General features: G+C 51.3%; 30 protein-coding genes. 20 read left to right on the top strand and 10 right to left on the bottom strand.

Annotated elements, in window-relative coordinates:
* Positions 1-49 precede the first annotated feature (49 nt).
* The 8 genes from hcp to EKN38_RS04170 all read right to left on the bottom strand — a co-directional run bounded on the left by hcp (position 50) and on the right by EKN38_RS04170 (position 8319).
* Complete coding sequence (hcp, locus tag EKN38_RS04205) at positions 50-541, bottom strand: type VI secretion system effector Hcp (protein WP_024558534.1); 492 nt, start codon at positions 539-541, stop codon at positions 50-52.
* A 4-nt stretch (positions 542-545) separates the two neighbouring features.
* Positions 546-2258, bottom strand: a complete 1713-nt coding sequence (locus tag EKN38_RS04200; protein WP_126521713.1) for an OmpA family protein — start codon at positions 2256-2258, stop codon at positions 546-548.
* Complete coding sequence (tssL, locus tag EKN38_RS04195; RefSeq protein ID WP_126521711.1) at positions 2255-2944, bottom strand: type VI secretion system protein TssL, short form; 690 nt, start codon at positions 2942-2944, stop codon at positions 2255-2257. Before tssL ends, EKN38_RS04200 begins: the two co-directional genes overlap by 4 nt.
* Positions 2941-4281 (bottom strand): type VI secretion system baseplate subunit TssK, encoded by a 1341-nt coding sequence (gene tssK / locus EKN38_RS04190; RefSeq protein ID WP_126521709.1) that lies wholly within the window; start codon positions 4279-4281, stop codon positions 2941-2943. The genes tssL and tssK overlap by 4 nt, the downstream gene beginning before the upstream one ends.
* Positions 4282-4298: 17 nt before the next feature.
* Entirely contained in the window at positions 4299-5846 is a 1548-nt protein-coding gene (gene tssC / locus EKN38_RS04185) for a type VI secretion system contractile sheath large subunit (protein WP_126521707.1), read from the bottom strand.
* Between the two features lie 33 nt (positions 5847-5879).
* Positions 5880-6380, bottom strand: a complete 501-nt coding sequence (gene tssB, locus EKN38_RS04180; protein ID WP_126521705.1) for a type VI secretion system contractile sheath small subunit — start codon at positions 6378-6380, stop codon at positions 5880-5882.
* A gap of 672 nt (positions 6381-7052) precedes the next feature.
* Positions 7053-7664, bottom strand: coding sequence for a DUF2913 family protein (locus EKN38_RS04175; RefSeq protein WP_126521703.1), 612 nt, complete (start codon positions 7662-7664; stop codon positions 7053-7055).
* Positions 7665-7770: 106 nt separating this feature from the next.
* Entirely contained in the window at positions 7771-8319 is a 549-nt protein-coding gene (locus EKN38_RS04170; RefSeq protein WP_126521701.1) for an inovirus-type Gp2 protein, read from the bottom strand.
* Positions 8320-8595: 276 nt separating this feature from the next.
* On the opposite strand from EKN38_RS04170, the gene EKN38_RS04165 reads away from it, so the two are divergent.
* Entirely contained in the window at positions 8596-10185 is a 1590-nt protein-coding gene (locus EKN38_RS04165; protein WP_126521699.1) for a YfjI family protein, read from the top strand.
* A gap of 412 nt (positions 10186-10597) precedes the next feature.
* Here EKN38_RS04165 and EKN38_RS04160 read toward each other — a convergent pair whose 3' ends face one another.
* The gene (locus EKN38_RS04160) at positions 10598-10810 is read right to left on the bottom strand and encodes an AlpA family transcriptional regulator (RefSeq protein WP_126521697.1); all 213 of its coding nucleotides are present in this window, start codon (positions 10808-10810) and stop codon (positions 10598-10600) included.
* A gap of 121 nt (positions 10811-10931) precedes the next feature.
* The gene (locus tag EKN38_RS04155) at positions 10932-11561 is read right to left on the bottom strand and encodes an inovirus Gp2 family protein (protein WP_126521695.1); all 630 of its coding nucleotides are present in this window, start codon (positions 11559-11561) and stop codon (positions 10932-10934) included.
* A gap of 573 nt (positions 11562-12134) precedes the next feature.
* Between EKN38_RS04155 and EKN38_RS04150 the strand changes: the two genes are divergently transcribed.
* The 19 genes from EKN38_RS04150 (at position 12135) to EKN38_RS04055 (ending at position 22571) form a co-directional block, all read left to right on the top strand.
* Positions 12135-13019 carry a GTPase family protein gene (locus tag EKN38_RS04150; RefSeq protein WP_126521693.1) on the top strand — a complete coding sequence of 295 codons (885 nt, stop codon included), beginning with the start codon at positions 12135-12137 and terminating at the stop codon, positions 13017-13019.
* A gap of 449 nt (positions 13020-13468) precedes the next feature.
* A complete protein-coding gene (locus EKN38_RS04145; protein ID WP_126521691.1) occupies positions 13469-14197 on the top strand; it encodes a YafY family protein in 729 nt (242 codons plus the stop codon).
* Positions 14194-14697, top strand: coding sequence for a hypothetical protein (locus EKN38_RS25935; protein WP_260480535.1), 504 nt, complete (start codon positions 14194-14196; stop codon positions 14695-14697). Before EKN38_RS04145 ends, EKN38_RS25935 begins: the two co-directional genes overlap by 4 nt.
* Before the next feature lie 18 nt (positions 14698-14715).
* Complete coding sequence (locus tag EKN38_RS04135) at positions 14716-15018, top strand: hypothetical protein (protein ID WP_260480534.1); 303 nt, start codon at positions 14716-14718, stop codon at positions 15016-15018.
* A gap of 12 nt (positions 15019-15030) precedes the next feature.
* Positions 15031-15342, top strand: a complete 312-nt coding sequence (locus EKN38_RS04130) for a hypothetical protein (RefSeq protein WP_126521689.1) — start codon at positions 15031-15033, stop codon at positions 15340-15342.
* A 79-nt stretch (positions 15343-15421) separates the two neighbouring features.
* The gene (locus EKN38_RS04125) at positions 15422-15784 is read left to right on the top strand and encodes a hypothetical protein (RefSeq protein WP_126521687.1); all 363 of its coding nucleotides are present in this window, start codon (positions 15422-15424) and stop codon (positions 15782-15784) included.
* Between the two features lie 60 nt (positions 15785-15844).
* Complete coding sequence (locus EKN38_RS04120; protein ID WP_126521685.1) at positions 15845-16378, top strand: DUF4234 domain-containing protein; 534 nt, start codon at positions 15845-15847, stop codon at positions 16376-16378.
* 89 nt (positions 16379-16467) lie between these two features.
* A complete protein-coding gene (locus EKN38_RS04115) occupies positions 16468-17286 on the top strand; it encodes a DUF932 domain-containing protein (RefSeq protein ID WP_126521683.1) in 819 nt (272 codons plus the stop codon).
* Positions 17286-17540, top strand: coding sequence for a hypothetical protein (locus EKN38_RS04110; RefSeq protein WP_126521681.1), 255 nt, complete (start codon positions 17286-17288; stop codon positions 17538-17540). Before EKN38_RS04115 ends, EKN38_RS04110 begins: the two co-directional genes overlap by 1 nt.
* A gap of 16 nt (positions 17541-17556) precedes the next feature.
* Positions 17557-18030 (top strand): antirestriction protein, encoded by a 474-nt coding sequence (locus EKN38_RS04105; RefSeq protein ID WP_126521679.1) that lies wholly within the window; start codon positions 17557-17559, stop codon positions 18028-18030.
* An 11-nt stretch (positions 18031-18041) separates the two neighbouring features.
* A complete protein-coding gene (gene radC / locus EKN38_RS04100; RefSeq protein WP_126521677.1) occupies positions 18042-18521 on the top strand; it encodes a RadC family protein in 480 nt (159 codons plus the stop codon).
* An 11-nt stretch (positions 18522-18532) separates the two neighbouring features.
* Positions 18533-18754 carry a DUF987 domain-containing protein gene (locus tag EKN38_RS04095; protein WP_126521675.1) on the top strand — a complete coding sequence of 74 codons (222 nt, stop codon included), beginning with the start codon at positions 18533-18535 and terminating at the stop codon, positions 18752-18754.
* Between the two features lie 22 nt (positions 18755-18776).
* Positions 18777-19145: a type IV toxin-antitoxin system YeeU family antitoxin gene (locus EKN38_RS04090; RefSeq protein WP_126521673.1), complete on the top strand. Its 369-nt coding sequence runs from the start codon at positions 18777-18779 to the stop codon at positions 19143-19145.
* Between the two features lie 5 nt (positions 19146-19150).
* Positions 19151-19381, top strand: coding sequence for a hypothetical protein (locus EKN38_RS04085; protein WP_126521671.1), 231 nt, complete (start codon positions 19151-19153; stop codon positions 19379-19381).
* A 96-nt stretch (positions 19382-19477) separates the two neighbouring features.
* Positions 19478-19855 carry a TA system toxin CbtA family protein gene (locus tag EKN38_RS04080; protein ID WP_126521669.1) on the top strand — a complete coding sequence of 126 codons (378 nt, stop codon included), beginning with the start codon at positions 19478-19480 and terminating at the stop codon, positions 19853-19855.
* Positions 19852-20343, top strand: a complete 492-nt coding sequence (locus EKN38_RS04075) for a DUF5983 family protein (RefSeq protein WP_126521667.1) — start codon at positions 19852-19854, stop codon at positions 20341-20343. Before EKN38_RS04080 ends, EKN38_RS04075 begins: the two co-directional genes overlap by 4 nt.
* A 29-nt stretch (positions 20344-20372) precedes the next feature.
* Positions 20373-20576: a DUF957 domain-containing protein gene (locus EKN38_RS04070; RefSeq protein ID WP_126521665.1), complete on the top strand. Its 204-nt coding sequence runs from the start codon at positions 20373-20375 to the stop codon at positions 20574-20576.
* 625 nt (positions 20577-21201) lie between these two features.
* A complete protein-coding gene (locus EKN38_RS04060; protein ID WP_126521661.1) occupies positions 21202-21591 on the top strand; it encodes a hypothetical protein in 390 nt (129 codons plus the stop codon).
* Complete coding sequence (locus EKN38_RS04055; protein WP_126521659.1) at positions 21588-22571, top strand: DNA cytosine methyltransferase; 984 nt, start codon at positions 21588-21590, stop codon at positions 22569-22571. The genes EKN38_RS04060 and EKN38_RS04055 overlap by 4 nt, the downstream gene beginning before the upstream one ends.
* The last annotated feature ends 10 nt before the right edge of the window (positions 22572-22581 follow it).

Here is a 22581-nt window from a genome sequence, read left to right as displayed (position 1 = left end):
CAGGCACTCAGCAAAAAACTGCGGACAGGAAACCCCGTCCGCATCGGGCTTACGCGGTGGCGCGTTCGTTCCAGGAATCGGAATGAATGATGTTGCCGTCTTTGTAGGTCCAGGTGATTTTTTCGTAACGCAGTTCAATGCGCTCAAGGTGGTTGTGCTTCTCTTTAGAAGGATCCTTGATGTCATACATTTCAGGATTCACTTTCACCACTTTCACGTTTTCCAGTTTGGTGTTGAAGTACTCCACTTCCTGGCCCGCGTCGTTGATTTTGTACCACTTGAATTCCGCAGACTTGAGGGTCTGACCGGTGGTCACAGCCTTGTACAGGTACGGGCTGGACGAGTCGATTTCCTTGGTGAACAGGAACGGGGTGTGGATACGGGTACCGGTCAGCTTGCCGGTGTTGTTGTCAGTCGGGATGTACAGGTTATGCTCCTGAGCGACAACTTCGATGCTGCCTTCACGATCCTGAACGTCCACAGAACCTTTGATGTCCGCGCCGCCGTCGTCTTTCAGCCAAAGATAAACAGGAATTGCCATGGAATTACTCTCCATTGTGTTGTGATGCGCCATCATCCTGCGATGACGCCTGGGTGTGGCCCGGTATCTGACAGGCATTGGCCTGCGGTACCAGACTGATTTCGACACGGCGGTTGAGCGCGCGCCCATCCGGGGTGTCATTGGTTGCGATCGGACGGCTCTCGCCATAGCCCTGCACCGCAAAACAGCTTTCCGGTACATCACCGGTATCACGCATCCAGTTGCGCACCGCTTCGGCACGCCTGAGTGAAAGCGTCTGGTTAAGTTTTGGATTGCCGGTGTTGTCGGTATGCCCGGCGACCACAATCAGCCAGCCTGGCTTCGCTTTGATACCGACCAGTGAGTTGACAAGCCATTTGGTGGAGCCAGCCTTCAGCACGGATTTGCCGGAATCGAACAGCGACATGCTGTCGAGGCGGACAATTTTCGGTACCGGTTCAGGTTTCGGCTGTGGTTTAGGTGGTGGCGGTGGAGGCACGTACGAACGGATCGCATCCAGCACAGGCATTCGCAGACGCTCCCCCTGATACAGACCAAGGCCCATACGCGCCGGTACGCCATTGCGCGCCCGGTCATCCAGCTCTGCCGCATCGTCACGCAGGACAGCAACGGCATCGGCTTTGGGTCCGAAATCATGCATCGGGATACGGTCATAGCGGGCAATATCGAAGCTCACACGCTGCAGCAACTGGTGATTGTTCCAGCCACTGCTGAGCAGCGCAGCAATGGCCGCCAGCGTGAAAATCCCGAGAGCACAACGGAAGGTTCGCCCACGTGGCGTCAGGCCTCGCCCTTCGGGCAGCAGTGGCAGGATAAAATCCGGGAAGGGGGAGATAACCGTACTGTCCGTTCCAACCGGCTGCCAGCCCGCCACCTGCTGCATCGCAGTGTGACGGCAAAGCCATGCAGTCCAGGCAGATGTGGCCAGACTCCCGGCAAGGATCGGCCCCATTCCCCACAGCACCGCTGTAGGTGCAATGACAGGAACGTCGGGGTTCTCATCCATAAAGACAGCCTGGACATGCTGATGGAACCAGCTCATCAGGCTGTTCATCAGCACCTGTTGCTGCATCGAAGGCGCCCCGCCGGTGGTGACCCATGCCGCGATTGAGGCAGGTGCAGAAGACTCACGCCAGACCCTCACCCCTTCCCCAGGGATAGCCGCCTGCCACAACATGTCATTCGTCATCGCACTGCCAACCTGACCATTCAGAACCAGCGGCACAGAATGACTTGTTTCTTTTCGCAATCGGCTGATTTGCCAACGCAAAGCCAGCAGACGACTTGTCAGGACTTCGCTATCGATGTGTTTCTGAGGACAGACGCTGACCATCACCGACAGCTGACAACCCCAGTCAGGGCGCAACTCCAGTACCTGGCGAGCAACCTGCTCCAGATCCTGATGATCCTCCACGCGGATCCAGCATCCCTGCGTGACAGTGAGCACCGGTGACTGCTGCATACATGCCAGCGGCAGATCGCCACAGACCAGCACCACGGGCTGACGGTAAGTGGCTTCAGGGAGGTCATCCAGACGCAGGGTGGCGTCATGCCCCGAACGACGAAAGGCGACAGTCCAGAGCACCAGGATTAGCCCCAGCAACGCCAGCAGAGCGAGCACAGAAACCAAGCGGTTGCCCGGCAGGAAACCCATGCAGACCACAGCACTCAGCAGGGCGGCCCACAGCGCAAGCCCGCGCTGTTGTGCGGGACTCATTTCACGGCTCCCGGCAGCAAGGTCAGCAGTGTCTGATCCAGCCAGTGGCTCAGTCCCCACCACAGCGCAGCAACCACCACCACGCTCAGGCCAATTCGCACGGGCCATGACGCCAGCCAGCCGCCCATTCCACGCCCGGTACGACTTTCCGCCAGGACAGGATGGGTTTGTGGATAGCTGAACGGCGCGACATATTCACTGAGTGCGTTGATGAGTTTCTGGCGCTCCGGGTCGTTCAGAGAACGGAAACTGCCGAGGAAACCCAGCATCATGACCCGCTGAAAGCAGGTCACAATGGCGAGGTCAGGCGCCGGTTCGCGCAGCACATCGCGCATCCGATCGCACAGCGTATCACCGGCGTCCATGGTGCCGAGGAAGTGTCCCTGCAGGGGAATGTCATACCACTGCACGCAGGCATCATCCTCCACACCGCGACCTTTGACGGCTTCATCAAGCAGCGCACACTGTGCAGTGAGAATATGCTGACAGATGGCTTCATCGAGTTCGCTCGCTTTCAGCTCACGCTGCACACGCTCAACATCAGCAATGCAGCGTTCCCACAACGTGCGCCCTTCTCCATCCTGAAACGTCGGACCGTGACGCAGGCTTATCACCTGCAGCCAAGTGTCCTGCAGCAGGGCATCAATATCAATGGACGCGGCCGGGCCGCGTTTGCGCTCACTCATGTTCTCAGTACCGCAAAGAGTTCAAGTTCAGGCTCGCCGAGCATGCCCGGAACGTAAAACATACAGGTGCCGCCCTGAAGCATTTCGCTGGCAAGAGGATGAGAGACATCGAGGCTGAAATACTGGTTTTCCAGACGCAGTGGAATGGCGGCCGGCACGTGACGCAGCGGCGTCAGCGGCACACCCACCCGTGAAGAATTGACGATACTCCTGACATGATCCGGACTGCCGACCTTGCACTGGCGCGGGAACTGCTCCTGCAGCTGTGCCACCGGCATCGGTGAACGTACGGAGAGGTAGTAATCCGCCCCTTCGCGCAGACGTGGGTCATGCAGACGGGCCTGCCAGAAGTGAAGCCGGGCATCATGCTCAAGCTCGATCGCTACCACCCGCGACGGCAGGCTGGCTTCCAGCAGGTCGCCCAGCAGGTCAAAGAGTGGCGGGAAGACGTTATTCAGCTGCTCATGCTGCCAGACAGGAATGGCACTCACCTGGTGTTCCAGCGAGAAGGTCAGCAGGCTGCCCGCAAGGCGTGCCAGCTCCGGGTACAGACGCTCCGGTGGACTTTGCGGGTAATGCTGAAACTGCCCGAGCACGGGTTCTGCGCTGTTCAGGGCATTGAGCAGCCAGAACAGAGACACATCTGCCACGGCAAAATCCGCCATGCGCTCGTTACTTTCGCGACGCATGTCCATCAGGCGACTCAGACGGGCACGCAGTTGCGTCATCAGCTGTTCCAGCTGGGTCACCAGCCAGCGACTGCCCTGCAGAGCCAGCAGTGGCGGAAGAAAGGTTTCATCGAGTGCCCAGCTCCCCTGCGAATCCTGCTGCAGACGGGCGACCGGACAGGTCAGGTAATCACTGTTGTTCTGATGGGCGAAACGCAGCGTCAGCTCGGGCTGCATCACCGCAATCTGGCGGGTATCGTCCCCAAAGGTATTGCGGACATCCCGCCAGTGCTGGCGATAACGCACAGGGCGCTCGGCCACTTCATCAGGTTTAAGGCAGTTGCCGCCATTTGCCCGCAGTAGCGGCAGCGCCAGAACCACCACCACTTCATGTGATTCGCCCTCAAGCGCCAGCACCGGCGGCAGGGAGTCGGCATTATCCGTGTCTATAAGCGTGCCATCGGGGAAACGGATGTGCAGATGACGGGCCTGCAGGCGGCCCAGTTTCAGCGCATCCGGTTCGAAAGTGGCCTCAATCATTCCCCAGGGATGGGAGAGTCCCAATCGGGCAATGCATTCCGCGGACCAGGCCGCATACGCGGCCTGTTGCTGGAAGTGCTGGGGAGAGACCATAACGCCCCTGCCCCATAACGGTTGTTCCGTTCTCATTGGCTTCCTGCCTTAGCTTATGATTTCGCCTTCGGCATCTGGGAAACCAGTGACAGATTGACGTCCATCCCTTCCACCTGGAAGTGCGGGATCGCATACAGCTTCACACGGAAGAAGCCCGGGTTGTCCTCAATGTCTTCCACCACCACTCTGGCGTCACGCAGCGGGTGAGAGGCCTGCAGCTCGTCGCCCGGGTCGGTCATTTCGGTCACCAGACTGCGAACCCAGGTATTGAGCTCAAGCTCCAGCAGACGACGGTCTTTGGTTGTGCCGATATTTTCACGCTGAATCAGCTTCAGGTAGTGTGCAATACGCGATAGCAGGAAAATATACGGCAGACGCGCATTGATACGGCTGTTGGCCGTGGCATCCGCTGTGTCATACAGGGCCGGCTTCTGGGTGGAGTTAGCGCTGAAGAAGCAGGAATAATCTCTGTTTTTATAGTAACTTAATGGAATAAAGCCCAGGTTCGCAAACTCAAACTCACGGGTTTCCGGGATCATCACTTCTGACGGGATCTTCACCTGATTGCCGGTACCCAGATCGTACAGATGAATAGGCAGGTCCTGCACGGCACCACCGGCCTGTGGGCCACGAATTTGTACACACCAGCCGTTGTTGATGAAGCTGCGAACCATGTTGGATGCAAAGGCGAAGGATGCGTTAGTCCACAGGTATTTATCGTGATCCGGGCCTTTGACTTCTTCCACGTAGTTAAAGCTGCGTACGGGCACGGTATCCGGGCCATATGGCAGGCGACCCAGCACACGTGGCATTACCAGACCGATATAGCGGGCATCGTCCGTCTCACGGAAGGATTTCCACTTGATGTACTCCGCACGGTCGAAGTAGTTACCAATGTCCTTGATGGCCGCAACTTCCTCCATCGAATCCTTGAGGAAAAATTTCGGGCCGGCAGAGCCGATAAACGGCATATGCGCTGCGGCAGACACTTTTGAAATGTTGCGCAGCAGGGCAACATCCTGCGCAGACGCATCAAATTCGTAAGCGGAAATCAGCGCGGCAATCGGCTCACCGCCCGGGGTGTCATACTCATCAATATATGTATGTTTATACAGTCCACTCTGGATAATTTCCGGACTGTCTTCGAAGTCCTGACGCAGGTCTTCTTTTGACATATCCAGCAACTCAACCTTCACGTTCTGACGGAAATCGGTTTTGTCGACCAGGGATTTCACGCCGCGCCACAGGCTCTCCACCGCATGGAATTCTTCGCTGTGCATTACCGCGTCCAGCTGACGGCTAATCTGGTAGTCCAGCTCTGCGATATGGTGGTCAATCAGATTTTTGTCGAGTTTTTCAACTTTTGAGCCCGATTTTGTCAGACACTCCAGGAACACCTGCATCCCCGCAGTTAAACGTTCATCCGCAGTCGCATCCGACATCGCCTGTGCGTCCTGCCAGATGTCCAGCGCACTCAGCTCAGAGACCGGGTTCAGGTTGATTTTTTCAAACAGGGACGCATAAACCCCACCTGCCGCAGGACGTTCCAGCACCACGCTTTCGCCACCAGCCGCATTCTCATTTTTTACAGACATCAGCATCTTCCTTTTTAATCCGTTAAATCATCGTGACCGTTATGGCTGTTTTGGGGCCAGGGCTGAGAGTTCGGCTCGGAGTTCTGCACTTAACGCAGGGTCGAGCAGAATTTTTTCCAGCTCCTTTCGGAAAGCCTGATTGTCCAGCAGGTTCGCTTTTAAATCGCGAAGCAGATTGCGCATGGAAAGCATTGCCTTCAACTGAGGGATTTGCCGGGAGACCTGCTCCGGGGTGAAATCCTTCATGCTCCGGAAGGTCAGTGAAACACTATTTTCGCTGCCGTCATCAGCCAGCGTGTTTTTAACGGTCAGACTGACTTTTGGGGAATATTCGGCCAACACTGAGTCGAAATTATTTTTATTCAAATCAACTTTTTTACGCTCAGACAAGGGGGCTGACTCCTGGCCATGACTGAAGTCGCCTGCTATGAGCAATTTCAGGGGGAGCTCCGTTTTCTTGCTCGCGCCCCCCGTATGCAAATCAAGTTTTAAATTAATACGCGCTTTAGGGATTTCGGACTGAAAGGAAGAGTTAGACATGGCTGTCCCTGTTCTATGGAGTAATAGAAACGGTCAATGCCAGTGAGAAATAAATAAGAAAAAATTACCCTGCCAGAACAACTTTCCGGTTCGCGTCATCCGACGTAAATAAAAATCCCGGAGATAAAAGCGGGCGTATTCCATCCACCAGCATGCCGACACTGTATTTTTGAGTGTTTGTCTGAAATGAAAAATTTCGGATAAAACCCAATAGCCGGAGTGTAGGAACGTTTCCTGCCTGATCGGAAATGAAAAAATGTAACAATATTTTACATTTTCATTTTTTAACAATTTAAGATCATCTTTATGATTTATAAGAACTTTCTCGCATAAACCTTTCAGGCCTTATGCGATAAGGGTGTGCAGCAAATGATCGATTTAGCTTAGGGGAAGGTTTTGTACAAAATACAATCAAATACGTGAAATATCTGATTTTGTACTTTTATCAAAAATGAGAAGCAGGACGTGACTGAGCAAGTGAAAAATTGACGACATTTTCAGGTTTTCATCATTTCTTATTATTCACTTAAACGGGGCTTATTTGTTTTCGTCAGAATAAAGGAAATTTCACGACAGCCCTTTACACATGCCTCAATACCAGGAGGTGAGCACGATCTGGATACCTGCCATTCAGGGAATTTCAGATTAACTGATGCGTTGAGAATATTTGTCCTATTGCTCAGGTTGTAATGAGATCCGGTTCAACTCCACCATGACCGACGGTAGGACATGGGCCTGAAAAACCTCTGTACATGCTGACAGGTTGCCCGTCACCAGAAATTCCACCGGTGTAACCAGTTTGCCCTCTTCCGAAAATCCACAGGTCAGAGCCGACTTCCTTACCAGCAGTGCATTCGTATTGATGTATTCCTGAACTAAAAGAGCTTCATTGCCCCAGTCTTCGTCACTCACCGCTGCATTGACCCAGCCCTGCGATTTAAGCTGTTCAATGGCATACGTCAGCCGGTACAAATCCGACTGTGCAGACACAGGTCCGGTGCACGAAGACCAGAGATATTCCAGACGACTGGATAAGCTTGCGGCAAGACCTTTCTGGCGCCCCAGCACCACCAGACTCTCAATATCGGATGCGATTGCACGCGTAAACCGTTTTTGCTTATACGCCACCGTTAACCAGCGCAGTAAAAATGCGTGCGTGCTGAGTGGCGACAACGCATGACCATCCTGCTGTACGGTACGTAAGGCGACAAGCGCACACCATGCAAAATGCGCCAGTGCCGTGACAGTTTGTTCCGGGGGTAGGGTATCGTGGGTTTTCTTCATTCAGGGATTATATCGGCGCAGCAGAGATCGGGGAAGTCCGGGATAAGGTGCGTATTTTCAGACCTGAATTAACTGTCATCTCCTTTGTTTACAGAGACCATTACTTTCACGGACAAACCACACCCGTTCTGGCTGTCATCACGGGAGATACCATTTCATTCACCCTGGTCTGTAGCTGACTGAATGGCTGTGAAAATGAACATCTTTCTGTGCGACTGATAATGAAAGACGCCATACTGGTGACGTTGCTATCAGTACCCGTCACCGTGCGCCATGCCTCTCTGAGTATCACGCTCATCTCCTGCTGTACGACCTTATCGCGCCAGGCCCCCAGCGTATCAAGATTCATCAGCAGCACAATTTTACACTCTGGTGCACTGACAGACTCCCACAGCCAGCGCAGTACTGTGGGAGGTGAATGACGGCGTGCCTGCTGACACTGGCGCGAATATTGGCCGGTCCGCTGCCAGACTTCGGTGTGAAAACGCAGAATCAATGACCGGTATTCACTCATGGCTTCACGATACGGCAATTTCAGCGTAAAGCTGAATGCTACCAGTCGCGGGTAATGGTCAACGGCCTGTTGCAGAAATGCGCGAATGTTCGCTGTACCGACAGTATTACTGCCCGATGCAACTGGTGAATAATTGCTCATAATATATTTTCCCGATATTGAAGGAAGAATTACTGATTCGTATACAGCAGGAGTGTCAGTCAAACAGGGCTGCCTCTTGTACCTGCGCAGATAAAAGATGCCTGAATCGCTTTTATATAAATGTTGATGATTATGCAGTCAGACACCTGAGCAGGAATGTTCGTCTGGCTACTGGTTAATGTCCCTTCAACAGGTCTACTTCCTCACTCGCTTTTGCTTACCATTTTGCTTTATCCTGATGCGTATGTTCCTGATACCGTAAATTGAGTAATTACAATGAGTAATCTTAACAACTACCCTGTTGAAATTTTTCCTGGAAAGTTACGTGATGTTATTGAAACGCTGCATGAGGATACCCTTATCCCCATAGAAATGATTGGTAGCACGGCGCTGGCGGCGTTATCTCTGGCTTTACAACCTCTTCTTGATGTGGCCTCTCCTTATGGAAATAAAAAATCTGAACCCTGCTCGCTTTATTTTCTGACACTCGCAAAATCTGGTGAAGGGAAAAGCCCCCTCCGTGAATTGCTTATGTCCCCTTTCGATGAATTTGCTTCTGAGATGCATGAGGAATATGAAAAATTTCTCGATGTCTATAAAAAAGATTATGCTATATGGTCATCAAAAGAAAAGGCACTAAATCGTAATTATCAGAAAGCAGTAAAAAATGGGGGGGAAGGTGATATTGAGGAGCTTCTTCTGCGTGAACATCAGGCCGCTGAACCGAAAAAGCCAAGGGCCTTTGAAATGTTTTATGAAGATGCCACACCGGAAGGTATCATTAAGGGGCTGAGTGAATATCCGTATGCTGGCGTATTTGCAGATGAAGCCATTACTTTCTTTACAGGCCAGCTAAAAAACAATCTGGGATTACTTAACAAAATATGGAAAAACGAACCCCTTCAAGTCTCCCGAAAAAAAGAAGGTACTCTACGCATTAATGCATACCTGACCTTTCTTCTAATGGTTCAGCCCGAAGTATTCGAAGAGTATCTGGAACGACATGGGAAAAAAGCCATATCCAGCGGTTTCCTTGCACGTTTCTTATTTACGGAAACAGTGAGCACTATAGGTCAACGAAGAATAACACTGAACCAGGAGAAATCAAGACATGCACTTGATGCCCTCTTTGAAGTCATTCATAAATTACTGAAAGCTCAAAAAGAACACTTTTATGATACCAGTAAATCCAAAAAAACACTGGTATTAACTGACGATGCCAGATCGCTTTTCGCTGAAAAGATAAATCAGTATCAGTTACAAATAGCCCAAAACCAGTGCTGGGAGCATATTCCGGAATTTGTGTCTAAAGCAGGTAGCCATGCAATACGTATGGCTGCCATTTTTGAATATGATTCTGATAAAAACATTTCAGAGCAATGCCTAAAGAAAGCATTTATTATTACTGAATGGTATCTTAATCAAGCCGCTAAATATTTTTACAAAATGAGTGCGCAATATCAGCTTCAGCAGGATGTGTACCTGTTATTCGACTGGATAAAAAACCGTTTTATTAATCCGACAGGGGTAATGAAAACAATAAATCCACAAACGGGCCAAACCATTGATGTAAAGCTACAACCCTGGCAGCCGTTTTCAAAAAATGAACTGGAGACACACGGCCCCGCCAGACTCAGAAGAGTTGAGAATCTGACACCTGTTCTTAACCAGCTTATCCAGTTGGGACTGATTGCCACAATATGCTATCCACCAAGTCGGGCACTTTATATTGCCATGGCAGGAACTGATATGAATGGTCATATTTATGCGAGCAGGCCATTTTTTTCCAGTTTCATGCCTGTGGATTACAAAAATAATGCCTCACCACCACTAAGTGGTTATGATTTCACCAGGTTACAATGGTGACAATTGTTGATTTATTGTTACCGCGATAGGTAGTCGGTCTGGAACGTCACCAGGGATAAAGTATGTTCACTTCGTAGCTTCAGGCAGGAAAAAACAAACACCATATTCAACACGCGCGCTAAAGCTGCTAAAATCACTGTATTAGCAGCTTTAGCTGTTGATTATGAAAAATAAAAACAATTAATTTGAACGCATTTCATACAGACGTAAACTTTTAGTCCAGTTCCCACAACTCGCCTCATGTGAACGCATTTCACTCAAATGTTAAATTATTTTCAATGAATCCCCGATGTATTAGTCAACAGACCGGATATTCTGAGTCATTAACAATTTGTATAGCCACTTACAGAATGACGAGCGGGATTATTGCCAAAAAGAGAATTCACATTGCCGCATATTTATATGCAACAAGCTATGAGCGAGACTGATTTATACGTTTCTCAATCCAGCTCTCGACTTCACTCTTTAGCCAGCGTGAGCTGCGACCCAGTTTAATTGGCTTTGGAAATAAACCATCCTGAATTAATTTATAAAACCACTTGTCACTGCACCCGGTATATTCCGTAATGAATGCCATATCGACCATTTTATCAATGAGCAGGCTGCGGGTGGTTGTATCTGTCATGATGACTTCTCTCTGTCTTAAGGGAATGAAAGACAGGAGCACCAGAAAGGATCTATTTATCATTAATCTGGTACTCCGCCATAACATTCCTTTCGCCAGTAGAAAAATACTTATGATTTAATCAGTACTGACTGCAGCCAAAGTTACGCTGGCTGTCTGAATTATCTTTGCTGTACTCCTTGGCCAGATAGTTAAGCCTGTCAGTGACATTTGATAACTGGGCAGTAAAGTCACTATGGTTTCTACTCAGGTGGTAGTAACAACTGGCAGGAAACTCTACCAGGGGATAATATTGCTGATGATTAACCGCAGTATTCAGTCCCAGAGCCCGTACCCAGGCCTCCATAATCATCAGGGCCAGATTGTGAGTATATTCTCCGTCCGTGCTGGTATAGCTTCCTGGATAAGCATACACTTCACGATTAAAGAGCAAGGCCACGTGATAATGCTTTTTACCGTACTCATTAAATTCCCTTGCCCAGATATGACGGACACGACAAGGGTGAATCCGTTTACCTGTATGTTGTTTTTTCAGTAGGTCAGCCTCAATCTGAGCTTTGAGGGAAACAATAAAACGGGTGACTATACCTGAATCGTGCTTATATGAGCCTGTTTCAATCTCAGGCAAACGAAGGTCTACCCTCAGGACCATTACACGGGGATAATCATTCAGGGCTTTAGTGATAGTATCCTGAATACGCTTAGCATAGTTATGGTTCAGTTTACCGTAGCTGTTGGTATTAATGCTCATGAGGAAATTACCTTGTGTTAGTGAGTTTGTTCAATAGGATATACACAGACAGTAATAAATTACTTTCTGTTCTGCAGAGTAATATCAGGAAGTGATTAAGTACGAATGTGTGTTACTGGTACCACGACAGGTATAGTCTTGTTGATTGATCATATTTATTGAATTGGTTTGTTATCTGGTATTACTGATATAACCGTTACTCTGTCTGATAAACTTATTGATATAATCATACAAACTCCAACAACTGTGTCTATATTAATATATTACCAACCCGACAAGCATTGACGTATTTTTATAAGAAAATACAATAGAAGAAGGACACACTTAAAAAACGTATTTTCACATCAGATAACTGCTTGCTTTTACTCTCAAGTTAGCACTCCTGTCACATATAATACCCAGCATAAAAACTGGTCTGTTACCTCTGCTCTGTCATACTCTAAACTGTCCTTTCAACAGGAACAGTTCGTCTCCCTCAAAAATTACATTCAAAAAAATTTCAGACCTATATTACCCCTGTGAGAACGGCAGCAGAAATGCTGCTGTTTTGCTATTTCACTCACGGAGGTTAATGTGTCCGATAAAACTGAACAGGGTCTTGATGCCCTGAAGCAACAGCTGTCTCTCCTGCCCGAAACTCTCTCCCGCACAATACTGAACCGCATCCGTCAGCACATCCATTATGAGCCAGTCATCGGCATCATGGGTAAAACAGGGAGTGGAAAAAGTTCGCTCTGCAATGCCCTCTTTCAGCAGCCCCTCAGCCCGGTCAGCGATGTCCAGGGCTGTACCCGTGAACCGCTTCGCTTCACGCTCGATATTGGCGGGCGCCGCATGACGCTGGTCGATTTGCCCGGTTCAGGCGAATCTCTGGACTATGACCGTGAATACCGGCAGCTGTATAAGGAGCAGTTACCGACGCTGGATCTTATCCTCTGGGTGATGAAAGCGGATGACCGGGCCTGTGCCACGGATGAAGCGTTCCACCAGTTTCTGCTCAAATGCGGTGTCTCACCGGGCAGCATTGTCTTCGTTATTAACCAGGCCGACAAGGCGGAACCCTCGCTGGAATGGGACAGGGCAGCATGCCAGCCCTCCACCGGCCAGCTGCTGACGCTGACCGCCCGAAGCGCAGCTATCTCACGGCAGTTCTCCTGTCCTTATCCGGTGCATGCGGTGTCAGCCAAAACCGGCTACAACCTGGCCCGTCTGGTCGAAACCATTATATTTGCCCTGCCACCGGAAGCCAGCAGCGGCGTGTTTCGTCAGGTCAGGGAAGAGCACCAGACTGCGGAGGCAGAGAGTACCGCCCGACAGGATTTTGGCGATCTGCTGGGTGAGTTGTTCAGCCGGATAGTGGATGCCATTCCGCTGCCAAAGCCGGTCCGTGAAGCGCTGGGAACAATCCGCGACGGCATTGTGAATGCCGCTTCTGCGCTGTGGCACTTACTTTTTTGAGGAGGTGGAAAATGATACTCAGGAAGCTGACACGGCTCCTGTTGCGCATGCTGCTGCGCTATATCCGAAGACAGATTGTAACCCGGCTCCTGGATTACTGCCGGCGCGCAGGCTGGCCTGAGAAAGAGATCCACAGCGTCCGTTGTGCCCTCGTCATTCTGTTTCGCCTCTTACTGCGTTTGCTCAGATCGAGATTAATAAAACGCCATACTACAGCCACCTTCAGCCCTGACAACGCGTCCTGCTGACCGGCTTTATGACAGGGTATGACCACCTGCAGCTCACTCACTGAACAATGTGAAATTATCCACGTATATTCAGTCAGTTAACGCGGGAAAAAAATTTCATCTTTTCTGCCGCTCACTCTCATCACTGGTCATAACCTGTCCACCCTATCCTGCATAATAACCGCATGAGTTATCTCAGTATTTTCCATTCACGGAGGGTATATGCGCGCGACGGACTCTGCGCACCGACACGACAGGCTGGCCCTCAGGCTGTCAGTTATTATCAGCCGGCTTCTTGCCGGTGAATCTCTTTCACTGAAAGCGCTGTCCGGTGAATTTGGCGTATCTGAACGCACCCTGCGCCGGGATTTTTCTCAGCGTCTGCTGCATCTGGATCTGAGCGGCGATAACGGCTGCTGGCGGCTACGGACGAACCCGATGCGCGATCATACTCCTGGTGCGCTGGCATTCGCCCGCAACACCGGAATAGCCCGCCTCATTCCCTCACAGAGCCGCCAGTTGTTGCATCTGCTGATGGATGAAAACGGCACATCGCCGTGTCTGATAGGCCATGTACAGCAGCCAGCGGGGATCCTCCCGGACTGCTTTCAGCGGCTTGCTGAAGGTATTTACCATCACCGGATGGTCAGCCTGCTGGTTAAGGGGATTCGTCACGACCACCTTGAGCCCTACCGGCTGATTTTCTCACAGGCGTGCTGGTATCTGGTGGCCAGCCAGTATGGCGCGATACGGGTATTCAGGGTTGAGGAGGTAACGTCGGTCTCCCTGTCTGAACGCTCTTTCCACCGGCGCAGTGAGACCAGCGCACTCATTGTGGATGCGGACTTCATCAATGCCCTTCCGCATTTTCACTTTATCAGCAACGTCATTCACACCTTCCGGGAGCATTCTCCCGAACCTCAGACCAGACCAAAAGGAGTTAAAACATGAAATACGGTAAAGCCCTGCTGCTCAGCGCAGGAATGATGCTGGCATCGCTGTCGGCCGTAAATGCCGCTACGCCCGACGCGCTTATACAGGCACACCACCAGCGCTGCGGAAAGCCCGTCTTCTATGCGCAGACTGCTAACCACAAAAAGGAGGTTGAAATTTGCATCATCTCCCCGTCGGTATCGTACTCATTCGGCAGGACCGGTGCAGAACATAAGGAAATGGACATTACCGTACCGGCAAACACCACCACGTATGCATACCAGAGCAATCAGGTAATCAGGCTGCAGGAATTCACCGTCCGGAACGGCGACACCTCATACCTGGTATCTGCCGGGACAAACGATGAAGGCAGACCGTTCGCGTCCCTGGACGTTTACAAGGGAACACCTGAGACGGGTAAGCATCTGGCGGAAATCCGGCTCGACCCGGATACGGTGGTGAACAACATCAGCCATGCACTTGAACAGGAAGGCGTGGCGCAATCGGACAGCCTCTGAGCAGAGGTGTCTTAACGTATGGATATTAACACAATGATTAATAAGCAATTAAAAATGACGATGGCTTCCAGGAGCGTATTACTGGCCGTCACGCTGCTGTCAGCGCTGGCCCTGAGCGGCTGTGGTGACAAAAACGAACGTGAGTTTATCCGGGGTTGTAAGTCCGGTGGCGGGACAACCGCGGTCTGCGGCTGTATCTGGGATGAGCTGAAAACGAAATATACCCACGGGGAACTGGAGAAAATGAACCAGCAGTACGGCTATGTACCCCCGCATTTTATGGACAACATGCTGAGCGCCGCTCAGCAGTGCAGACAATGAGGACTGAACAGAATGCCGCTAGTTATTAAATATTTCGCAATTGCCTTCGGCATCGCGCTTGCTGTTGTCCTGTTTAACGTAATCGGGAATACGGGCGAAATCCGCAGTTTCGGGCAGGGAATGGGGTATCTGTTCTGGATGACGCTTGGCCCGGGAGCCGGTATGACCATCGGCGCGTTCCTGCGCCTGTGGCTGATGCCGGACAGCGTCTATACCACCGGTGGAATGGGCGGCCTTTTAAAAGCCCGACTGTTCTGGCTTGCGGGTCCTCAGTGTATCGGCTGGCTGGCCGGTCTGATGACGGTTGGTAAACAGCTGATGTAGTGCCTTACGCGAATAAACCCACCTTAATACCATACAAGAATGGTATTAATTTAATTATCGTCATAAAGGAAAGATTCTCATGTTTAAACATGTTCTGACCGCCGCGCTGCTCATTATGAGCATCAGCGCCTCTGCCCTGGCTGACACTGCCCCTCTGTCCGTAAATTCACAGGGAACGTATCTGATTAATAATCCGAATCTCCCCGTCTGGCAGCTCACCCTGACCAGCCTGGAAAACGACATCACCATAGAGTCACTCACGCTCAACCGGGGCAACTGCCTGATTTCCATCGCGGGCCGGGGTAAAAATATGAACAAACGTCTGGGCTACGGGCAGACATTCTCTTTCACCACACCGAGTAACAGTAACTTCACTCAATGTCGCCCACTGGAGCTGACAGTCCAGACCAGCAAGGGACCGTACACCTTTAACTGGCAGTAAGGGCAACCGCCTGCTCTGCACTCAATATCTGAATTCATTCTCTGATAAGGAAATTATCCCATGACCGACATCACTGCCCTCAGCCAGCGGCTGAATACCCCGACGCTTCATTTTGTCCTGCTCAGCATGGCCACCTGCGGCGTCTGGCCCCTGCTATGGCTCTATAAAAAGCAGGATATCATCAGCGACACCACGGGCCACCCGCTATACGGAAACCTGTTTATTATCTGGCTGACCGTCTGCTTCGGGCTCAGCCGCCAGCTGGGTGCTATGGCAGCGCCTGACCCGTACGGCTATGACTCAACCGGCGATATCCTGCTGGCCATCAGCGGGCTGCTCTCAGTGGCCAGCGGAGTGATGTATGTGGTCTGGGCCTTTAAGGCGAGAACGGCTCTGCGTCACTATGCGCTGAACACGTTTCGCTTTGACCTGAAGATGAACGCCTTTTATACCGTGCTGTTTAACGTCTTCTACATCACGTACTGCATCAATGACATGCAGCAGGCGCTGGCGAAGCACCAGATTATTCACGGCACTACTGCATCATCCAGCGAACCCGCGCCGATCGGGGCAGAACAGACGAACCAGCCCTGACAACTGCCACCACACCGGTATTACACACCACCGACGCCCTGCTCATCCAAGCGGGGCGTTTTCTTTTGTCTCTCAGAAAGGAAATTTCCATGCGCTTAGCCAGCCGTTTTGGCGCTGCCAGCCTCGTGCGCCGCGACCGTCCGTTGACCCGCGATGAACTGGCGCACTATGTGCCCAGCGTCTTCAGCGAAGAAAAACATGAATCCCGCAGCGAGCGTTACACGTACATCCCGACCATCACCCTGCTGGATAACCTGCAGCGGGAAGGCTTCCAGCCGTTCTTTGCCTGCCAGACCCGCGTGCGCGACCTGAATAAACGCGACCACACAAAGCACATGCTGCGCCTCAGGCGTGAAGGCCAGATTACCGGCAAACAGGTCCCCGAAATCATTCTGCTTAACAGTCACGACGGCTCCAGCTCATACCAGATGCTGCCGGGCTTGTTTCGCTTTGTCTGCCAGAACGGGCTTGTCTGCGGCGAAACCTTTGGTGAAGTGCGCGTGCCGCATAAAGGCAATGTGGTGGAGAAGGTCATTGAAGGGGCTTATGAGGTGCTGGGGATATTTGACCGGGTGGAAGAGAAGCGGGATGCGATGCAGTCGCTGTTACTCCCGCCACCGGCACAGCAGGCTTTTGCAAAAGCCGCGCTGACGTACCGCTTTGGTGAAGAGCACCAGCCGGTGACGGCATCCCAGATACTGACGCCCCGCCGCCATGAAGACCGTCAGGACGACCTGTGGTCAGTTTTCAATCGTTGCCAGGAGAACCTGCTGAAAGGCGGTCTGCCAGGACATACCGCCAGAGGCAAACGCAGCCATACCCGCGCGGTTAAAAGCATAGACGGCGACGTTAAGCTCAACCGGGCGCTCTGGGTAATGGCAGAAGAACTGCAGCAGGCGCTGAGCTGATGCCACCGCTGCCTGATAACGCCCGCCAGACCCCCCTTTATCCGACCGCTCTGGAAAACAATCCCTGCAGCCGCTCCATCTCCGATGACGACCTGTGCGCCTGGTGCTCGCACCTTCTTTACCGACCCGGTGAACTCAGCCTGTGCAGCTTAAGCCTCCCGGAGGGGCACTGGCCGTCACGCTGTGATGAGGATGGCTATTCGCAGTCCTGCCCGTCACTCCGGCTTAACCAGCATCCCCAACCCGATAAATAAACAAGGAAAAACCAGCATGAACGACATTATTAACCTTAACGATACCCTCCCGTTACCGCCACAACCTGCCAGTTCTTCGCCAGCGCTGACCGCCACCCTCGTACAGGACGAGCAGCGGATCAGCTTCTGGCCGCAGCACTTCGGCAGTATCCCACAGTGGATAACTCTGGAGCCGCTTATCTTCGCCTGGATGGACCGCTTCTGCGCAGACTACAGCGGGGGTATCTGGGATTTTTATACACTGAATAACGGCGGTGCGTTTATGGCCCCGGAATCGGAGAACAATGAGCCCTGGCCGTTGTTCAACACCCTGAACGGCAATGGTGGTGAGCTCAGTGCTGAAGCTGCCGGAGTTGCCGTCTGTCTGATGACGTACAGCCATCACGCTATGCGCACCGAATGCGACGCCATGACGGAGCACTACTACCACCTGCGGGACTACGCGCTTAACCACGCGGAATGCAACGCCATCATGCACATCATCGACTGAGGTCAGTTGCTATGGAACAACAGTTACCACTGTTTGCCCGTGAATTAGCCCCTGCCGACCAGCAGGCGGTCAGGGAAGCCTTAACCCTGCTGGAGGGTCAGCTACGTGAGCCCGGCACGTCATTTACTTCCAGCCATGCTGTCCGCGACTGGCTGCGCCTGCAGCTCGCGGCACTGGAAAGAGAAGCACTCTCGGTTCTCTGGCTCGACAATCAGCATCGCCTGCTGGCCCACGACACGCTGTTCCTCGGGACGATTAACAGCATCACCGTCCATCCGCGTGAGGTCGTTAAATCCGGACTGAAAAATAATGCCGCCGCAGCGGTTCTGGCTCATAACCATCCGTCGGGAGAGGCAGAACCCAGCCAGGCCGACAGGTTAATTACAGAACGCCTGAAACAGGCGCTGGACCTGGTTGATATCCGCCTGCTGGACCATCTGGTGGTCGGCGGGATGGATATTGTCTCTTTTGCCGAACGCGGCTGGCTGTAAGGAGAATAGCGATGAAAATCATCAGCAAACGCCAGGCAATGACGATTTACCGTCAGCATCCTCAGTCCCGCCTGTTTCGCTTCTGTACCGGAAGATATAAGTGGCCCGGAAGCATCTGCCACTATACCGGCCGGGAGGTACAGGATATCGCCGGCGTGCTGGCCGTATTCGCTGAGCGTCGCCAGGACCGCAATGGCCCGTATGTCGTATTGCGCAGCGTTACCCTGAATTAACACACAGTTAAGGATTACTTAAATGCAGAACACAACACCTGTAGCAAACCATGATATTGCCGAACCCTGGTGGGGACTTAAACCCACCGTCACGCCGAGCTTTGGCGCACGGCTGGTACAGGAAGGCAACCGGCTGCATTATCTGGCTGACCGCGCCAGTATCACCGGAGCCTTCAGTGATGCGGATTTACACCATCTCGATCAGGCGTTTCCGGTACTGCTCAAACAGCTCGAGTTAATGCTGGTTTCCGGTGAACTCAATCCCCGCAATCAGCATAGTGTCACGTTGTATGCTAAAGGGCTGACCTGCGATGCAGATACCCTCGGCAGTTGCGGTTATGTCTATATTGCGATTTATCCGACGCAACCTGTAGCACGGCCAGGAGGTTAATAGCCATGCCGCACACCTGTAAAATCAGCGAGGTTATTGAACTGTTGCAACAGCATCAACATGACGACTTCGTTTTATGTTCACTCTGGTACGAAGACGATGTACACAATGTGAATGACTCTGTTACGACAGAAGCGGCCAGAGCGGCATTACGCCATGCTGCCAGCCATCACGACGCAGAACAGGGTATTAACTGGTTCACACTGGAGGCCGCACTTGACGCCATCCGGCAGTAAGTGCTTTCCCTGAAAAACACCGTAACGCACCGGCCTCTTTCACCGTCATACGTCCCCTGCCACCAACGCCTTAATTACTTAACAGAGATCACCTTTATGCAAACCTTACCCACCATCCCAACGCGGAAGGTACCGTCACGCCCGTCACCAGTAGAAATCTGGCAGCAACTTCTTACGTATCTGCTGGAAAGGCATTACGGCCTTTCGCTTAACGACACACAGTTTGGCAACGACGGTGTCATTCAGCAGCATATTGACGCCGGGATTTCACTGGCAGATGCACTCAATTTTCTCGTTGAAAAATCTGAACTGGTACGAATTGATCGTCCCGGTTTCTCCATTCAACATCAGTCTCCGTTCATCAGCGCTATTGACATACTCCGGGCCAGAAAGGCCACCGGCCTGATGCAACGTACCGGCTATAAAGCGGTGACTTGCGCCATCAGTGGACGGTCTTCCGGAGGGCCACAATGAAACTGTCCCTCACAGTGGAAGCCGATGCTATCAACGTACTGGCCCTTAACATGGGCCGGATCGCCGTTGATATCGATGGTATTGAACTGGCCAATCTAATAGATGTGGTCTGTGATAACGGTTACTCGCTTCGTATTGCTGATGCCCCCGGAAAGCTGGTCGTGGAAGATCCGCTTCCGCCCTTAGCCCACGTTAACGGGATCCAGTGCAGTACCGCACATATAACCGAGGCCGATAACACTCTGCTGTTTACCCTTTCGCATCAGTACGAAGACTTTGGTGAAAGCGAATGGATTATGTACACCGGCTCCGGCTATCTGTTGCGCCTGGATGCGTGGTCATTTCCGGTGTTGCGGCTAAAACGCCTCGGTCTGTCAAAAGCCTGCCGCCGGTTAGTGGTGACGCTTATGCGTCGCTACGCCACTGGTATTGTTCATCTGGATGCCTTTGGCGAAGTACTGCCCGGCTTTACCACTTTTGACTGGTAACCCCATCGCGATTACCACAAGGTTCTCACATGCCGGAATTAACCACTGAAACTGCCCTTAACATTCTGATTAGCTGGCTGCAGGACAACATCTATTGTGACAGCGAGATTATCTTCGACAACGACGAAGACAACACCGACTCAGCAAAGTTGTTACCCTGGATTGGGCAGGCACGAAATGATGCTCGTAACCTCCGTCATCTCCAGCTTCTGCAACAGACCAGAACTGATTAGCCATCTGACAATACTCATCACCCACATACAAGCGCCAGCCCTTACCGGCTGGCGTTTCGCTTTATATAAAGGAAATTACTGATGTCAGAACTAACTCTCACCGAACCCGTAGTATTAACCAACCATACCGATGTGATTTGCTCCACCAGTATTGAACATCTATTCACAGGTCAAGATTCTGGACTACAACAGACAGGAACACTGATTCGTCAGCTTGATAAGTTTCACGAGGGAACCCATTCAGTGATGGTGATACAGTGGACGCTGGGCAATAAGACAAGGGTGCTACCCCATAATAGAGGTAGCAACATTTGATCTGTTCCGATTCTGAAGCCCGGAATAGTGATACTAAAGAATACTGAAGCTCATCGTCCGTGGGTAAAGAACCTCCCCCCCAGCAATCAACAAAGTTAAAATTTTTTTGGATATTCTACGGGTAAGTACATGATGCATTTTTAAAAACACACTACAGTTTTAGCTTAGGCTCTGATTGTGTTTTAACTAATAACATAATAAATACGCTGCACTTTTTCTTTTTTTGATGAGTTCAACTTATGAACAAAAGTATTGACTTTGTCTCATTTAAATGAGACAAATGAACAAACAGTTATGGTGGAAAAGGGCTATGAGTGAATCATTACTGTGTAATAAAGACATCAGTGAACTGGTAAAGGCCAGGCTTAAGACCCACAAATGGACGCTCAGAGATTGTGTTAATGCCTATAATTCACGTCGTAAAAACGACACCTCGCTGCAAGAAGCTCCGGAGCTTAACAAAGATTTCCTGCTGCGAATCAAGAATAATAATTTCGAAGTAACTAACTTACGTGTCTTAAAATTATGCGATTTTTTTAATATCCCGGTGAGTGTGAGTGGGCCCAGACGTGTTTTTCAGAAAGAATTTGCTCGCGTTGAAGCATTAGCCGAAGGCGATCCGGCATTACGTTTAAGAATTAGTGCGCTACTGATGAACATTGCGGATCTTGCAGAACAAATGGACAGGACTGACAAATGAAAGAACATTTCAGAGTTGCTGAACTTTTTGCCGGTGCCGGATTAATGGGGGGGGGGTTTCATGCAGCAGGATTTAAAAGCATATTTGCCGCTGAACTTGATTCCAGAGCAGTGGCCACTTATAACAATAATCTCTCTCCGGTTGCGGAAGTACATGATGTCACCGTTGTCCGGGAAGGGTTGGAATATGATGTACTTGTCGCTGGCCCACCCTGCCAGGGATTCAGTACTCTAGGACGTCGGGACCCTAAAGATGTAAGAAACGCACTTTCCCTGACCGTGTACGAATGGGCTAAAGCACACCATCCCAAAATGGTGGTGATTGAAAATGTCCCTCAGTTTCTTGAGTCAGACTACTGGCAAAAATTACACTGTCTTTTCACCGGTGATGGTTATGAATGCGTGACCTGGATACTGAACGCAAGTGACTATGGCGTGGCGCAACATCGGCGCAGAAGTTTTACCATCTTTTCCCGTATTGGCCTGCCAGAATGTCCGCACCCACTTCCGGGGAAACTGACAGTTCGGGATGCGTTCTCAGGTCTCAGTTCGGTTCCAGATGGTGAAAACTACCATATATCACCCGAGCCAACTGAAATTGGTTTGGCAAGGATGAAGCTCATTCCTCCCCATGGAGACAAGCGTGATATTATGCGTAATGCGCCAGAATTGTGTCCACCAAGCTGGATGAGAATGGGTAATCAGGCAGTAGATGTATGGGGACGAATGGACTGGAACAAACCGGCTAATACTTTACGGTGTTCGTTCCAGTCCGCTTCAAAGGGGCGTTATCTGCACCCCGAGCAACACCGGGTCATTTCAATTCGCGAAGGAGCAAGGCTGCAGGGGATTCCGGACAACTGGGTATTTTCAGGTGACCGGAGTTCAATAGCGCGTCAAATTGGTAATGGTGTACCAGTGCCGCTTGCTCGCGCTGTCGCGGATGCAATAGGAAAGGTCTTAGCTACGCAACACCATTAATACCTGTTCA

Origin of the sequence: Enterobacter sp. WCHEn045836 (genome assembly GCF_003965585.1) — a bacterium.
In the GTDB taxonomy this organism is placed as follows: domain Bacteria; phylum Pseudomonadota; class Gammaproteobacteria; order Enterobacterales; family Enterobacteriaceae; genus Enterobacter; species Enterobacter dissolvens.
Note: the sequence above shows the minus strand (reverse complement) of the source record. Positions and strands in the feature narration are given on the sequence as shown.

Bases quoted from the DNA above. Each gene is read 5' to 3' on its own strand.
- hcp (WP_024558534.1), bottom strand. From the start codon at position 541: ATGGCAATTCCTGTTTATCTTTGGCTGAAAGACGACGGCGGCGCGGAC.
- EKN38_RS04200 (WP_126521713.1), bottom strand. From the start codon at position 2,258: ATGAGTCCCGCACAACAGCGCGGGCTTGCGCTGTGGGCCGCCCTGCTG.
- tssL (WP_126521711.1), bottom strand. From the start codon at position 2,944: ATGAGTGAGCGCAAACGCGGCCCGGCCGCGTCCATTGATATTGATGCC.
- tssK (WP_126521709.1), bottom strand. From the start codon at position 4,281: ATGAGAACGGAACAACCGTTATGGGGCAGGGGCGTTATGGTCTCTCCC.
- tssC (WP_126521707.1), bottom strand. From the start codon at position 5,846: ATGCTGATGTCTGTAAAAAATGAGAATGCGGCTGGTGGCGAAAGCGTG.
- tssB (WP_126521705.1), bottom strand. From the start codon at position 6,380: ATGTCTAACTCTTCCTTTCAGTCCGAAATCCCTAAAGCGCGTATTAAT.
- EKN38_RS04175 (WP_126521703.1), bottom strand. From the start codon at position 7,664: ATGAAGAAAACCCACGATACCCTACCCCCGGAACAAACTGTCACGGCA.
- EKN38_RS04170 (WP_126521701.1), bottom strand. From the start codon at position 8,319: ATGAGCAATTATTCACCAGTTGCATCGGGCAGTAATACTGTCGGTACA.
- EKN38_RS04165 (WP_126521699.1), top strand. From the start codon at position 8,596: ATGAGTAATCTTAACAACTACCCTGTTGAAATTTTTCCTGGAAAGTTA.
- EKN38_RS04160 (WP_126521697.1), bottom strand. From the start codon at position 10,810: ATGACAGATACAACCACCCGCAGCCTGCTCATTGATAAAATGGTCGAT.
- EKN38_RS04155 (WP_126521695.1), bottom strand. From the start codon at position 11,561: ATGAGCATTAATACCAACAGCTACGGTAAACTGAACCATAACTATGCT.
- EKN38_RS04145 (WP_126521691.1), top strand. From the start codon at position 13,469: ATGCGCGCGACGGACTCTGCGCACCGACACGACAGGCTGGCCCTCAGG.
- EKN38_RS25935 (WP_260480535.1), top strand. From the start codon at position 14,194: ATGAAATACGGTAAAGCCCTGCTGCTCAGCGCAGGAATGATGCTGGCA.
- EKN38_RS04135 (WP_260480534.1), top strand. From the start codon at position 14,716: ATGGATATTAACACAATGATTAATAAGCAATTAAAAATGACGATGGCT.
- EKN38_RS04130 (WP_126521689.1), top strand. From the start codon at position 15,031: ATGCCGCTAGTTATTAAATATTTCGCAATTGCCTTCGGCATCGCGCTT.
- EKN38_RS04125 (WP_126521687.1), top strand. From the start codon at position 15,422: ATGTTTAAACATGTTCTGACCGCCGCGCTGCTCATTATGAGCATCAGC.
- EKN38_RS04120 (WP_126521685.1), top strand. From the start codon at position 15,845: ATGACCGACATCACTGCCCTCAGCCAGCGGCTGAATACCCCGACGCTT.
- EKN38_RS04115 (WP_126521683.1), top strand. From the start codon at position 16,468: ATGCGCTTAGCCAGCCGTTTTGGCGCTGCCAGCCTCGTGCGCCGCGAC.
- EKN38_RS04110 (WP_126521681.1), top strand. From the start codon at position 17,286: ATGCCACCGCTGCCTGATAACGCCCGCCAGACCCCCCTTTATCCGACC.
- EKN38_RS04105 (WP_126521679.1), top strand. From the start codon at position 17,557: ATGAACGACATTATTAACCTTAACGATACCCTCCCGTTACCGCCACAA.
- radC (WP_126521677.1), top strand. From the start codon at position 18,042: ATGGAACAACAGTTACCACTGTTTGCCCGTGAATTAGCCCCTGCCGAC.
- EKN38_RS04095 (WP_126521675.1), top strand. From the start codon at position 18,533: ATGAAAATCATCAGCAAACGCCAGGCAATGACGATTTACCGTCAGCAT.
- EKN38_RS04090 (WP_126521673.1), top strand. From the start codon at position 18,777: ATGCAGAACACAACACCTGTAGCAAACCATGATATTGCCGAACCCTGG.
- EKN38_RS04085 (WP_126521671.1), top strand. From the start codon at position 19,151: ATGCCGCACACCTGTAAAATCAGCGAGGTTATTGAACTGTTGCAACAG.
- EKN38_RS04080 (WP_126521669.1), top strand. From the start codon at position 19,478: ATGCAAACCTTACCCACCATCCCAACGCGGAAGGTACCGTCACGCCCG.
- EKN38_RS04075 (WP_126521667.1), top strand. From the start codon at position 19,852: ATGAAACTGTCCCTCACAGTGGAAGCCGATGCTATCAACGTACTGGCC.
- EKN38_RS04070 (WP_126521665.1), top strand. From the start codon at position 20,373: ATGCCGGAATTAACCACTGAAACTGCCCTTAACATTCTGATTAGCTGG.
- EKN38_RS04060 (WP_126521661.1), top strand. From the start codon at position 21,202: ATGAGTGAATCATTACTGTGTAATAAAGACATCAGTGAACTGGTAAAG.
- EKN38_RS04055 (WP_126521659.1), top strand. From the start codon at position 21,588: ATGAAAGAACATTTCAGAGTTGCTGAACTTTTTGCCGGTGCCGGATTA.